At 74.2% G+C, this 13,677-nt stretch carries 10 protein-coding genes; 4 read left to right on the top strand and 6 right to left on the bottom strand.

The window, feature by feature from the left end:
• The first annotated feature begins 537 nt into the window (after positions 1-537).
• A complete protein-coding gene (locus tag AB0K67_RS08910; RefSeq protein WP_364055222.1) occupies positions 538-2,040 on the top strand; it encodes a hypothetical protein in 1,503 nt (500 codons plus the stop codon).
• Between the two features lie 128 nt (positions 2,041-2,168).
• On the opposite strand, the gene AB0K67_RS08905 is transcribed toward AB0K67_RS08910, so the two are convergent.
• The 6 genes from AB0K67_RS08905 to AB0K67_RS08880 form a co-directional block, all read right to left on the bottom strand.
• Positions 2,169-5,165, bottom strand: a complete 2,997-nt coding sequence (locus AB0K67_RS08905; protein WP_364055219.1) for an FtsX-like permease family protein — start codon at positions 5,163-5,165, stop codon at positions 2,169-2,171.
• A complete protein-coding gene (locus AB0K67_RS08900; RefSeq protein WP_364055216.1) occupies positions 5,162-5,974 on the bottom strand; it encodes an ATP-binding cassette domain-containing protein in 813 nt (270 codons plus the stop codon). Before AB0K67_RS08900 ends, AB0K67_RS08905 begins: the two co-directional genes overlap by 4 nt.
• On the bottom strand, positions 5,971-6,639 hold the full coding sequence (locus tag AB0K67_RS08895; RefSeq protein ID WP_364055213.1) for an ATP-binding cassette domain-containing protein: 669 nt from the start codon (positions 6,637-6,639) through the stop codon (positions 5,971-5,973). The genes AB0K67_RS08900 and AB0K67_RS08895 overlap by 4 nt, the downstream gene beginning before the upstream one ends.
• A 253-nt stretch (positions 6,640-6,892) precedes the next feature.
• Complete coding sequence (locus AB0K67_RS08890) at positions 6,893-8,950, bottom strand: PH domain-containing protein (RefSeq protein WP_364055210.1); 2,058 nt, start codon at positions 8,948-8,950, stop codon at positions 6,893-6,895.
• A 47-nt stretch (positions 8,951-8,997) separates the two neighbouring features.
• Complete coding sequence (locus AB0K67_RS08885; RefSeq protein WP_364055207.1) at positions 8,998-9,489, bottom strand: PH domain-containing protein; 492 nt, start codon at positions 9,487-9,489, stop codon at positions 8,998-9,000.
• Positions 9,486-9,713, bottom strand: coding sequence for a hypothetical protein (locus tag AB0K67_RS08880; RefSeq protein ID WP_364055204.1), 228 nt, complete (start codon positions 9,711-9,713; stop codon positions 9,486-9,488). The genes AB0K67_RS08885 and AB0K67_RS08880 overlap by 4 nt, the downstream gene beginning before the upstream one ends.
• A 111-nt stretch (positions 9,714-9,824) precedes the next feature.
• Here AB0K67_RS08880 and AB0K67_RS08875 point away from each other — a divergent pair, with 111 nt between their 5' ends.
• The 3 genes from AB0K67_RS08875 to AB0K67_RS08865 all read left to right on the top strand — a co-directional run bounded on the left by AB0K67_RS08875 (position 9,825) and on the right by AB0K67_RS08865 (position 13,616).
• Positions 9,825-11,057, top strand: a complete 1,233-nt coding sequence (locus AB0K67_RS08875) for a histidine kinase (RefSeq protein ID WP_364055202.1) — start codon at positions 9,825-9,827, stop codon at positions 11,055-11,057.
• Positions 11,054-11,725: a response regulator transcription factor gene (locus AB0K67_RS08870; RefSeq protein WP_364055199.1), complete on the top strand. Its 672-nt coding sequence runs from the start codon at positions 11,054-11,056 to the stop codon at positions 11,723-11,725. Before AB0K67_RS08875 ends, AB0K67_RS08870 begins: the two co-directional genes overlap by 4 nt.
• Before the next feature lie 628 nt (positions 11,726-12,353).
• Positions 12,354-13,616, top strand: coding sequence for an NYN domain-containing protein (locus tag AB0K67_RS08865; RefSeq protein ID WP_364055196.1), 1,263 nt, complete (start codon positions 12,354-12,356; stop codon positions 13,614-13,616).
• Positions 13,617-13,677 lie beyond the last annotated feature (61 nt).

Here is a 13,677-nt window from a genome sequence, read left to right as displayed (position 1 = left end):
CCGGGTGGTCCCCAGGACGGGGCGGGCAGCGGGCCTTCGGGGTGGCCGCAGGGTGGACCGCCGAGCGGACCTCACGATGGGAGCGCTCCTGCGGGCTGGCCGCCGGAGGGTGCCCTGCCGGGTGGTCCCCAGGACGGGGCGGGCAGCGGGCCTTCGGGGTGGCCGCAGGGTGGACCGCCGAGCGGACCTCACGATGGGAGCGCTCCTGCGGGTTGGTCGCCGAGCGCGTATCCGAGCGGCCCCCAGGGCGGGCCGCCGAGTGGCCCGCAGGACGGGGCCGGCAGTGGCTCTTCGGGCTGGTCACAGGGTGGGTTCCCGAGTGGCCCGCAGGACGAGGCGGGGAGCGGGCCTTCCGGCTGGCCTCAGGGCGGGCCGCCGAGTGGCCCGCAGGACGGGGCCGGCAGTGGCCCTTCGGGGTGGCCGCAGGGCGGATACCCGAGCAGTCCTCAGGGTGGGCCGCCGAGCGGGCCACAGGATCGGGCGCCGGGTGGGACCGCGTACCTGCCGCCCACACTGCCCCCGACCCTGTCGCCGCAGATGCCGCAGGACCAGGCGGCCATGCCGCCCACGCTGCCGCCAACCAACCCTCCGGTGCTCACGCCGGACGGCGGCTCCAAGCGCCCGGCGTGGATGATGCCCACGCTCGCCGCCGCGCTCGTCGTGCTGGTGGCCGCGGCGGGGGTGGGCGCGTTCCTGCTGTGGGGCCCGGAGGACGGCGGCGGAGGCGGCAACCCGCCGGTCGCCCGTACGTCGGGCGAGGGCACCGCGAGTCCGAGCGCGACCGGCGTGTCCGTCGATGTGTGCTCGATGCTGCCCAAGGACGAGGCCGACCGCCTGGTGCCGGGCGCGACCGTGGAGAAGCGGTCCCGGGAGGACGACTACACGATCAACTTCTCCTGCAACTGGCTGAACAACCGCATCTCGTACGGCGAGTACTGGCGCAGCCGGGAGATCGACGTCAAGATCAACCAGCACAAGGGCGAGGGCACCAAGACGGGCCGCGCGATGGCGCAGAACTCGTACGAGGCCGACTATCGCGGCGGCAAGTACCGCGAGACGGCCAAGCCCGAGCTCGATCCGGACGAGAAGGAGTACATCTCGCCGGTCAAGGACATCCCGAACGTCGGCGACGGCGCGTTCGCCCAGTACACCTGGCGCCGCTCGGGCAAGCTCCTGTGGTACGCCTACGGCACCGCGTACGCGCGGGTCGGCGACATGACGATCGAGGTCAAGTACCAGGCCGGCCAGCAGCGTAAGGACGCGGCCATCCTGTCGAACGAGACCGCGCAGGCGGTCACGGAGGAGAACGCGATCCGCGAGGTGAGCGGCCTGATCGTGCACTTCGCCAAGGGCGTGGCCGAGTGGCAGCGCAAGCACCCTGACGTGCTGGCGCAGGCGGACCCGACGCCCACGGCGACCACCCCGTCCACCCCGGCGCCGACCGCCACTCCGACGCCGTCGCCGACGGTGCTGGCCTCGTTCCCCGCCGAATGCGCGGCCGTCACCGACACCGCGCTCAAGCTGGTGCCCGACGCGGAGACGCGGGCGCGCGGTACCCAGGTCGGCGACGACAACCAGACCGAGTGCCGCTGGCTCAACAGGAACCTTCCGGCCGGCGAGGGCAAGATCAAGATCCGCAGCGCGCTCATCACGGTTCACCGGTTCACCAACCGGGCGGGGGCCGAGGACGTGGGCGCCGCCAAGGACTTCTACGCCACCGACCGCGGCCGGGCCAAGGGCACCGCGGAGTCCACGATCGGCTTCATCACCTGGGGCAAGCTGACCGACATCAAGGGGCTCGGCGACGAGGCGTTCAAGCAGTACGTCCAGCACAGGGGCGGCGATGTGGCGGCCTCCAGCGGCTCGTACGTCATCCGCAAGGGCTCGATGGTGATCAGCGTGGACTACTCGGGGCACCAGCGGCCGGAGAAGGCGGAGATGAACGCGCCCAACGTCGAGATGATGTCGGAGAAGGAGGGCTTCGAGAGCGCGCTGACCCTGGCCAAGGCGTACCTGGCCACGCTGTCCTCCGGCGGCTGACGATCCAGCACGTCAGCCGCCGGAGGGCTGACGGTCCGGCACGTCAGCCGCCGGAGGGCTGACGGTCCGGCACGTCGGTCCGAGGGGTGACGGTCCGGCACGTCAGGCGGGGGTGACGGTCCGGCGCGTCAGGCCGGGGTGTCGCGGAGGCGTTCCACGCGGATGCCGCGCAGCAGCAGCTCCGACACCGCCGCCGCGGCCAGCAGGCTGAGCAGCAGGGCGGCGCCCACGACGAGCGCGACGGGCGCCGCCGCGATGTCGTGCGGCAGCGGCGGCGTGACCGGCGGCTCGGTGAACTGCGGGATGCGCCGCAGCGCCGCGCTCGCCGCCGCCAGCCCGGCGAGCAGCCCGGCCAGCGTGCCCGCCGTGACCGTGATGAGCTGTTCGAGCAGCAGCGCGACCCGCAGCGCCGACACCCGGGCGCCCGCCGCCTCCAGCGCGGCCAGCTCGTACGCCCGCCGCCGGGCCGCCGTGCGCAGCGCCAGCACCGTACGTCCGAGCGCGAGCGCCGCTGCGGCCAGCGCCGACACCAGCAGCAGCAACAGCGCAAGGCCCGGCCCGCGCGCCGCGAACGAGGCGGCCAGCTCGCTCGCGTGCCGCCGGCTCACCACCGTCAGCCCCTGCTCGGTCAGCGCCCGCTCCAGCGCGGCCACGTCGGCCGTCCGCGTCCACACCTGGAACTGGGCCTGCTCGTGCACGCCGTACGCCATCCTGTCGGCCTGCTCCAGGTCCACGATCGCGCCCGCGTCGGTCAGGCCGGGCGCGGCGGACGAGGTCGCGACGGCGTGGGCGGGTGCGGCGTAGCCGTTGTCCAGGCCGGGCAGCGCGCGGCTGCCGACGCCCCCGACCACCAGGGCGGCCGGCTGGGGCCGGTAGGTGTCGGGGCGCAGCGTCTGGTTGCCGACCGGGGTGATGCCGAACGTGCCGCCGCGCTCGCGCGGGTTCTGGTCCACCCGCCAGGGCGGCAGGTCGAGGGCCTTCCAGCGGCCCTGGTCGCGTACGGACATGGCGGTGACGCGCACCCGTACGAACGCAGACTCCGCGTACTGGGCGGGGGAGATCGGCTCGCCCTGGAAGGCGCGCAGCTCGCAGGGCGACTCCCGGCAGATCGGCGGCAGGTTCCACGCGTGCACGCCGGAGCGCCCGCGCAGCTCGCCGAGCGGGATCAGCGTGGGAGTGCGCCGGTCGGGTACGCGCAGCAGCGCCGACAGCCGGATCGTCCAGCCCTCGGGCGGCAGGTCGTGGGCGACCGTCACGCGGAAGCGCTCGCCCTTCAGCCACACGCGCGGCGTTTGGGGGCCCTTCAGTCCGGACAGCGCGTCGGCCAGCGATCGGCCGCCCGCCAGCTCGGGACGCCAGTGGCCGACGGCGGCGAGCCGGTCCGGGTCGGTGGCGATGAGCTGCGGCGGCCCCGGCATCTTGATCACCGGCGCGGCCATGGTGCCCGACGGGTCGGCGGCGGCCACAGCGGCCATCAGCCGGCTCGGCTCGACCGGGCGTACCGTGATGGCGGTCGGCGCGCCGTTGTGGAACCTGGCCGCCTCCTCGTAGTCGCCTGACGTCGCGCTCCACGCCGACACCGCGAACGTCGCCAGCCCGAACGCCGTCCCCAGCACGATCACGCTGCCCGCCGTCACCGGGCCGCGCGCGACCTGCCGCAGCGCGAGGAACGGGCCCAGCCCGCCGCGCCGCCTGGTCACCCCGAACAGCCGCCCCGCCAGCACCGGAACCGCCCGGCTGGCCAGCAGCGCCGTGCCCAGCGCGATCAGGCCGGGCACCGCGAGCGCGCCCGAGCTCTGCCCTGACACGTCGGTGATGACGCCCGTGGCCAGCAGCTCGACCAGGCCGAGCGCGGTGATCGAGAGCACCGCGACGTCCAGCACCCAGCCCCGCGCCGACCTGCGCGGCGTGCGCCGCCACTCCTCCGTCACCGGGCGGGTCGCGGTGCGCCAGGCGGCCAGCGCCGCCGCCAGCACCCCGCCCAGCATGGCCGCCACCCCGGCCGCCGCCGCCTCCGGCGGGAACGTGACCGGGATGCCCGGCGGCAGCAGCACCCTCGCCATCGCCTCAGCGGCCACCCGGCCGAGCAGCAGGCCGAGCGGCACCGCGACCGCCAGCAGCAGCGCCGGCTCGGTGAGCGCATACCGCCACACCCGCGCCCTGCCGTGCCCGCGCAGCCGGGCAAGGGCCAGCTCCGCGCTCCTCGCCCTGACCAGGTCGCCCACCGTCTGGAACAGCAGCATCCAGCCGAGCCCGACGAGCTGGGCCACCACGAGCAGCGTCGGGACGCCGAGCGAGCCGGTGCCGGCGGTCAGCCGCTTGAGCGTCTCGGCGATCCGCGAGTACACGATCGCCTCGCTCTCCCGGCCCGCCTGCTCCGCGCTCGCCTGCATGGCGGCCAGCTTCGGCACGTCGTCGCCCTCGACGCGGGAGGGATCCACATAGACGATGCCGTAGTCGGTCCAGCCGTTCGGCCGGCCCGAGGCGTCGGTGCCGCCGCCCAGCGCGTACGTCTGCAGCCGGGTCTCCGGCACCGTGAACAGCGCGTCCGCCTTGCCGTCGCCCGGGTCGCCCGTCGTGGAGAACAGCGTGCGGCCGAACCAGAACGGGTCCGTCGGCGAGCCTGGACGGTACAACCCGACGACCGTGAGCGGCGCGGGCACCCGCCGGTTCGCACTCTGCTCCATCTCGACGATCGAGCTGAGGCGCAGCCGCTGCCCCACCGTGAAGCCGGACGCCTGGCTCGCCATCACCTCCCTGCCCGCGCTCGGGCAGCGGCCCTTCGCCAGCGTCAGGTGCTCGCACTGGCCGTCCTGCCAGATCAGCGTGTAGACGGCCTCGTCGTTCACCCGGCCGCTGGTCGTCTCCATGCCCAGGATCGGCGGTGCGGTGAAGCCGGCGTCCGCCGTGAACGCCGCCAGCTTCCCCTCGATGTCGCCCGTCTTGGTGGTGTAGCGCCAGCCCCGGCCTTCGAGCGGCGCCGTGGTCAGCGCGTTCCTGGCGATCGCCGTGCGCGCCGCGGCCGAGTAGACGGGGCCGACGGCCGCCGACGCGATCGGCACCACCGCGATGAGCAGCACGACCAGCGAGAGCGTGCGGCGCTCCCACAGACCCCGCAGGATCACGGCTCGGCCCTCCTGAGCGCGATGCCGTCAGGCAGCTCCTCGATCCGCGCCATCGAGCCAGGGGGCAGCAGATGGTGGTACTCGGGCGGCACCTGGACCCCGCCTTCCCTGCCCACCACCACGAAGTCCTCGCCGCGGCGGCCCTCGGCGCCGACCCGGCCGTCCCTGATCGTCACCGTACGGCTCAGCGCCGCGCTCACCGCCGTGTCGTGCGTGACGACCACCGCCGTCGTGCCCTCGGCCGCCGCCGCCCGCTTGATCAGCTCGACCACCCGCGTTCCGGACTCCTCGTCGAGCTGGCTGGTCGGCTCGTCGGCCAGCAGCAGCCTGGGCCGGTTGGCGAGGGCGACCGCCAGCGCGAGCCGCTGCTGCTCGCCGCCCGACATGCGCCCCGCCGGCCGGTCGCCGGCGCCGTCCAGCCCGACCAGGCGCAGCAGCTCGCGGGCCCGCCGCCGGTCCCGCTTGACCGCACGCTGGGCGAAGGCGACGTTCTGAGCGGCGTTCAGGTAGCCGATGAGGTTGCGCGCCGGGTTCTGCAGCACCATGCCGATCCTGGACGCCCGCAGCCGGTCCAGCCTGCGCTGGTCGAGGCGGCCCATGTCGATGCCGTCCAGCCACAACCGGCCCGCGCTCGGCCGCAGCAGCCCCGCCAGCAGCCACAGCAGCGTCGACTTGCCCGCCCCCGACGGGCCCAGCAGGGCGACCGTCTCGCCCTCGTTTATCACCAGATCCACATCGCGCAGCGCCACGACCTCCACATCGCGCGCCTTGTAGATCTGCACGATCCCGTCGCATCTCACCAGGCTCATGAACTGCCCTTCCCGGCACGGGGCGGCGCGCCGGCGCGCAGGTTGACGACGCGGTCGCAGCGCTCGGCCACCTCGGGGTCGTGGGTCGCGATCACCAGCGTGGTGCCCTGCCCGGCCGCCGCCAGCAGCTCGTCCAGGACGATCTCGCGATGGTCGGGGTCCTGCTCGGCCGTCGGCTCGTCGGCCAGCAGCACCCGGGGCCGCAGCGCCAGCGCCCTGGCCACCGCCACCCGCTGCTGCTGCCCGCCGGACAGCTCCTCCACCAGGTGGTCGGCGAACTTCGCCACCCGTAATCGCTCCAGTGCCTCCGCCGTCAGCCGCATCGCCTCCGGTGGCGGGATGCCCGCGGCGCGCAGCGCGACCTCGACGTTCTCGGCCGCCGTGAGCAGGCTCAGCAGCCCGTACGACTGGAACACCAGGGCCAGCTCGGCCCGCAGCTCCGGCTGCGCGTCCAGCGGCACCCCGTGCACCAGCACCCGGCCCGCCGCGGGCGGGAGCAGCCCGGACAGCGTGGTCAGCAGCGTCGTCTTGCCCGAGCCCGACGGGCCCATGAGCGCGACGCGTTCGCCGGGGAAGAGCTCCAGCGTGAAATCGGAGATGATCGTGCGGCCGTCGGCGCGGCAGGCGAGGGCGCGACACGCGAGCGCCGGTCCTCCAGTCGTCACGCGCGGATCATCCTCTGGCGGAACGAACCCCGTCAACGGTTAAAGGGGCTGCAACCCGGTTGCAAGTCGGACAAATAGCGTTATCAGGGCAGGCGCCTGAGCCGCGCGATCGCGTTTGCCCAGTACAGGGGCATGGGCAAACGCTGGGGGATCGCGCGGCTCGTCTGCTTTCCCGCGCCTGCTCACGGCGTCTCGGCCGGACCTTCAGCGGCTTACGGAGCTTGGCGGGTCTCTACGGACCCCGGGTGGGTCCCTACGGCGGGTCCAGGGTGAGGCCCTCGATCGTGTCGGGTGAACTTCGTGGACCGGGCGGGACCCTCGGACGCACGGAGGTGCGGCGGTCGCTCGGAGCCTCGCGGACGAGGAACGGGTCGAGCAGGCCGGGGACGGTGGCGGCGGCCAGGTCGAGGCCGTCCGAGCGGCCCACGTCCACCACCTCGTAGTGGCCGCGTCCCGCCGCCGTCGTGGCCGAGACCGTGAGCAGGCCGGAGCGGCGCTGGAAGAACGTCTCGGTGAACGTCCAGCCCGCGACACCGCGCCGGTCGAGCGCGACCGTGCGCCGCACCACCGCACCCCTCCTGGTGATCAGGTGGCGAGGGCTCAGCGCGTGACCGAGGTTCGCGGCACCCGCCACGGCCAGCCACAGCCCGTACGCCAGCACCGCCACCGGCACGGCCACCGCCGCCACGATCCAGCCCCCGCCGATCGCACCTGCGCCGATCCAGTCCCCGCCGATCGCACCTGCGCCGACCCAGCTTCCGCCGATCGCATCGTCGCCCATCCCGCTACCGCCGACTGAGCCTGCGCCGACCCCGCTCTGGCCGCTCATACCCGCGCCGATCAGGCCCTCGGCCCACGGCACGGCCCCCGCCCGCACAGCCACCACCAGCCCCGCCGACAGCATCGCCACGGCCCCGGCCGCCGCCAGCGCCCGTACCACGCGCCTGCGCAACGCGGCGACCGGATGCCGCACGGGCGCCACCAGGGCCCGAGCCAAGTCGCTCTCCTCCGCCACCGCCGCCACTGCCGCCGAGCCCGGCGCAGCAGCGGTGCCCGGCCGCTTGGGGCCGCCCGGATGCGCGCCTTCGGACGCAACCCCCTGATGCCCGGGCAGCGGCCCGAGGCGGTCGGGCGCGGGGACCTGATGCCCGGGCAGCGGCCCGTCGCTGAGGCGGTCGGGCGCGGGGTCCTGATGCGCAGGCAGTGACCCATCGCCAAGGCGGTCGGGCGCGGGCACGCGGGGTGGAAGGCCGGGCGCCGGTGCGAGCCCTGGACGTCCAGACACGGGGACGGGCGCCCACGCCCGGTCCAGCGCCTCGGGCGCGGGCACAGAGGCGAGCGGGCTGTGCGTCGCGACGGCGGTGGCGATGTGGAGGGCGGTGGCGCGGGGGAGTGGCGGGGTCAGGGCGGCGGTGTCCTCGGTGTCCTCGTCGTCGGTCTTGGCCAGTCCCGTGGCGATGGTCTTGACGCGGGCGGCCCCGGCCAGGCGCAGCAGGAGGGGCTCGTGCAGCTCCACCCCGCGCAGGCGGCGTTCCTCCAACGTCAGCGAGCGGGTGGTGAGCAGGCCGCGCCGGAGCCGGATCCTGCCGGGCTCGCGGTCGAGCCGGTAGCGGCCCCACGACTCGGCGAACAGCAGCATCGCGCCCGCCACCCCCACCACCACATGCACAGCGAGCAGCAGCGGGATGGCGAGCAGCGGCTGCGTCACGACCCACTCCCACAGCTCGCGCGCCAGCCGGGTGGTGACATTCTTCAGCCCGAACGAGTCGAACATCTTGAACAGCGCCGCGAGCAGCGCCGCCGTCCCGGTGAACGTCCACACCGACAGCGGCGCGTACCTGATCCACGACCACCGCAGCTCGGCGAGCGGCCCGTCGCAGGATTCGGCCGTCTCGCCCTGGTGCAGCAGTGCGCGGCGCAGCACCTCGGCGTCGTGCCGGGTCAGCGGGTCGAGCGCCAGCTCAGGTTCGTCGCCCGCGTGCTCGCCGGTGCCGACTTTCACCACGGTGAGCCCGAAGACGCGGCGCACGGGGTCGGCGCGCAGATCGACGCTGCGCACGCGGTCGCGGGGGATTGCGCGGTGCCGCCGGGTGGTGATGCCGGAGCGCAGCTCCAGCCGTTCGGGGGTCAGCCGCCAGCGGGTGGTGCGCAGCCTGAGCACGTCGTACGCGACCGCCGCCGCCACGATCAGCACCGCGGCCCCGGCGCACGCCGCGACGACGCCGCCGGGCGGCAGGTCAAGGCCGGTGAGCAGCCGTACGAGGCCGAACGCGGCCCCCGCCGCGACCGCCAGCGACTTGACCCCGGTCACCCACAGGCTCCGCCGCGAAACCGTCCGCCACCGCGTCGAAGGCCCGTTCACGTCGCGTCCCCCGGAGTAGCCTGGGTGCGGGCGGTGAGGTGGTCGGCGAGGTCGGCCGCCAGCTCGTGGCCGAGCCCGCCGATGGTGATCGCGCCCGCCGACGACGCGGTGGTGACGGTGACGTCGGCCAGCCCGAACAGCCGCTGCACCGGCCCACGCGCGGTGTCGACCCGCTGGATCCTGGACATCGGCGCCACCCGCCACCGGTGCGTCAGCAACCCCGTACGGGTGTAGACGGCGTCGTCGGTCACCTCCCACCGCTCCACCCGGTAGGACACGCGCGGCGCCACCACGGCCAGCGCCAGGCACCCGAGCGCGAAGACCGCCACCAGCGCGCCCAGCCAGCCGGGCCGCGAGGTGAACAGCGCGTACGCCGCCACCGCCGCGCCCGCCAGTGGCGCCATCAGCATGAGCCACTGCACCGTCCACCACGAGACCGCCCGAGGGTCGGCCTGGTGGCGCGGCGGACGCAGCCCGGTCGCGCTCATCCGTCCTCCTCTTCCCGCCGCAGCGACCCGGCCGTGGCCAGCAGCGCGACCCCGAGCACGCCGATCACGATGGACGCGAACACCTCATATCCCTTGAGCACCGGCAGGACGTTGACCACGAGCAGGCCGTCCGCCCACTTCCACCAGCCCCACACGGCGTCGGCCAGGCCGGCGACCCCTTGCAGGAGCAGCAGCCAGCCCGCCACCGTCAGCACCGCTTGCATGCCGCCAAGCCTGGCCCGGCCGATGCGGCGGGCGCGTCGGCCGTAGGTCTCGTCAGGTATCGACTTTGGTCGCTGTCGGCGCACCCCCGGTAGGGCCTAACCTCGATGAACGTGACGGAACTGCGGGGAGACGAGGCGCCCGTCCACGCATACCGGTGGGCCCTGCCGTCGGTGCTGCTGGGCGACGCCCGCGACGGCGGGCGCGTGCGGCGCTCCACTCGCGACTGGATCGTCGACATCCTCATGTTCCTGGCCGCCTGCTTCATCACCTTGGTGTCGCTCGGCGAGCTGGAGAAGCAGCCGACGTCCGAGCCGCTGATGGCGGTGGAGCAGGTGGCGGGGGCGCTGGCCTGTGCGTCGGTGTGGCTGCGGCGCCGCTGGCCGGTGGCGCTGTCGCTGGTGCTCGCGGTGCTGTCGTCCTACCTGGAGCTGGTGGGCGGGGCGTGCGTGGTGGCGCTGTTCACGGTGGCGGTGCACCGGCCGTTCAAGATCTCGGCGCCGATCGCGCTGATCAACTTCCTCACCCTGGCCCCCTACGTGGTCCTGCGCCAGCAGAGCGACGACGACCGGGCCTGGGCGCTGGCGCTGGGCGTGACGGTCGTGCTGATGGTGTTCGCGTGGGGCGTCGTGGTCAGGGCGCGGCGGCAGCTCGTCTGGTCGCTCAGGCAGCGCGCGGAGAGCGCCGCCCAGCAGGCCAAGCAGCTCGAACGCGAGCGCATCGCCAGGGAGATGCACGACGTGCTGGCCCACCGCATCTCGATTCTCAGCCTGCACGCGGGCGCGCTGGAGTTCCGTCCCGACGCGCCGCCGGAGGAGATCGCCAGGGCGGCGGGTGCCATCAGGACCAGCGCCCACCAGGCGCTGCAGGACCTGCGCGAGGTGATCGGCGTGCTGCGGCACGGCGAGCCCGACGCCGACCTGGTGCCCGACCGGCCGCAGCCCACGCTGGCCGACCTGCCGGCCCTGGTCGAGGAGTGCCGCCAGGCGGGCATGGACGTCCGGCTCGACCTGCGAGCCGGCGGAGTGCCCGAGGGGCAGGGCCGCAACCTCTACCGCATCGTCCAGGAGGCGCTGACCAACGCGCGCAAGCACGCGGGCGACGTCCCGGTGACCGTCACCGTCGGCGGGGAGCGCGGCAAGGAGCTGACGGCGGAGGTGCGCAACCCGCTGGCGGCGCGCCACGGCGCCCGCCTGCCCGGCGCGGGCGCCGGGCTCATCGGACTGACCGAGCGTGCCGAGCTGGCGGGCGGCCGGCTCGAGCACGGCCCGACGCCGGAAGGAGAGTTCGTGGTACGCGCCTGGCTGCCGTGGCCGGTGGAGGCGACCAGGGAGGAGATCTCATGACCACACCCGCCGACGGCGGTCCCATCACGGTGCTCATCGTCGACGACGACCCGATGGTGCGCGCCGGGCTGACGATGATCCTCGGCGGCGCCGGCGACATCAAGGTGGTGGGGGAGGCGGCCGACGGCTCGGAGGTGCCGCCGCTGGTCGCCGAGCACCGGCCGCGCGTGGTGCTGATGGACATCCGCATGCCGGGCGTCGACGGGCTGACCGCCACCGAGGCGCTGCGCCGCACGTCCGCGCCGCCCGAGGTGGTGGTGCTGACCACGTTCCACGCCGACGCGCAGGTGCTGCGGGCGCTGCGGGCGGGCGCGGCCGGGTTCCTGCTCAAGGACATCGCGCCCGCCGACCTGGTGGCGGCCATCAGGAAGGTCGCGGCGGGCGAGCCCATCCTGTCGCCCGCGGTGACCCGCCAGCTCATCAGCCACGTCTCCGACGGCGGGGCGGACGAGCGCACCGCGCGGGCCAGGAAGCTGCTCGCGCGGCTCAGCGAGCGCGAGCTGGAGGTCGCCAGGGCCGTCGGGCAGGGGAAGTCGAACGCCGAGATCGGGCGCGAGCTGTACATGAGCGTGCCCACGGTCAAGGCGCACGTCTCACGCATCCTCACCAAGCTCGACCTCAACAACCGCGTCCAGGTGGCGCTGCTCGTCTACGACGCGGGTTCGTAGCGGGCTCACGGCAGGTGCGGCGGACGCCGGCGCGGCGCATGAAGCCCGGCTCGCCGGGGGTGAAGACCGTGCGGTGCAGGGCCGCCCTCAGCGGCGCCGGATCCGGCTCGAACCAGAGCGCCCGTGGTGCTGGGATCCCAGCTTTTTCGCGCACCAGGCGCATCAGCCCGCACCGTGTGCGCAGGTCGTCGTCCGGAAAGCCCGGAACCGCCTGCGGCGCAGGTGCCAGGCGGGCCGCACGGCGGGTGTCGCGGCCGTCCCGACCGGCGGTGGAGAGAAGGGTCTCGCTGGACAGGCCGTTCTCCGACGGCCTGGTGAGCTCCGAGACCGGCGCGTCCGCGCCGGCCTTCTTCGGGAGCCGGGCGTTGGCGCGTTTCCGCAGTTCGGCCAGGTCGCGGGTGGAGGTACGAAGCCGCCCGGCGACGACGGACCTCCCGGGCGGACACGGGGCCCATGACGGTCATAAAGCGCCTAGCGAGCGCTTGTCCACCTTGGGGCGGCCGTTACGGTCAGGTACGCGACGGCCGTACCCTTGTCTGAAAGGGCATGTCACGAAGGGACAAGTGGGATGAGTTCAGCGGGTGAAGGCCTGTCTCGCCCGCTTCCCGAGCAGGTGAGGCTCAACGTCGTGGACCTGGCCTCTCAGGTCCTCGGCTCGATGCCGCCTGCCGCCATCCCGCCACCCCTGCGTGGCATCGCCAAATTCGATCCCCGTAAGCGTGCGAAACTCGGCAGCGCGCCCATCGCGGCACAGCTCGAAAACGACAAGAAGTTCCGCGAGCTGGTCGCCGAGTCCGTCGCCGCCGGCTGGCCGGAGCTCGTCGCCGCGCTGGCCGAGGGCAACGTGCCACCGGCGGCCGATCCCGTCCTGGTGGCGGCGGCAGCCTACCTGACCCGGCCGCCCGGTTGGGCGGAAATGATCGAAATCGCCCGAGCCGACCTCGAACGTTCGGCCGTGGCGGCGGAGGACTCCGAGCGCGAGGAGGCGGTCGCCCGCCTGCGCGAGCAACTCGCCGCGCAGAAGAGCGCCGCGAAGGAGGAGGCCGACCGGCTGCGCGAGCAGCTCAAGGCGGCCCGCGCGGAGAACTCCGACCTGCGCCGCAAGCTCCACGACGCCCGCGAGCGCGCCAAGGCGGCCACCCGGCGGGCCGAGGAGATGGAGCGGGCGGCCGAGGAGGCCAGAGCGGCTGCCTCCCACGCCGGCAGCGGCGCCGAGGCCGAGCTGCGGCGGCTGCGCGAGCGCCTCGCCGACGTGGAGAAGCAGCTCGAAGCATCGCGCCGGGCCGCACGCGAGGGCAGGAGCATCGAGGACGCCCGCATTCGCGTGCTGCTCGACGCGCTCCAGGACGCCTCCGCCGGGCTGCGCCGCGAGCTGGCGCTGCCGACCACGATCAGCCGGCCCGCCGACTCGGTCGCCGCGATCACCGGCGAGCGCCCCAGCGTGCGCGGCGTGCCCGCGCGCGCCCTGGCCGACGACGACCCGCAGCTGCTCGACCAGCTCCTCGCGCTGCCGCAGATCCACCTCATCATCGACGGCTACAACGTCACCAAGACCGGCTACGGCACCCTCACCCTCGCCGACCAGCGCACCCGCCTGATGAACGCGCTCGGCGGCCTCGTCGCCCAGACCAGGGTCGAGGTGACGGTGGTCTTCGACGGGGCCGAGCTCAACGCGCCGGTGCAGGTGGTGGCGCCCCGGGGGGTGCGCGTGCTGTTCAGCGCGCCGGGGGAGATCGCCGACGACCTGATCCGCCAGCTCGTACGCGCCGAGCCGCCCGGCCGGGCCATCGCCGTGGTCTCCTCCGATCGGGAGGTCGCCGACTCCGTACGGCGGATGGGTGCGAGACCCGTTCCGTCGGGATTGCTGCTGCGCCGGCTTAGCCGCGCATAATTACGAATTGGTGCGTTTAGCCTTACCTCACGCGCCACTTCTGTACTATTTCGCCCCAGAT

Source organism: Nonomuraea sp. NPDC052634, assembly GCF_040678535.1.
GTDB classification, from domain to species: Bacteria; Actinomycetota; Actinomycetes; order Streptosporangiales; family Streptosporangiaceae; genus Nonomuraea; species Nonomuraea fastidiosa.
Note: the sequence above shows the minus strand (reverse complement) of the source record. Positions and strands in the feature narration are given on the sequence as shown.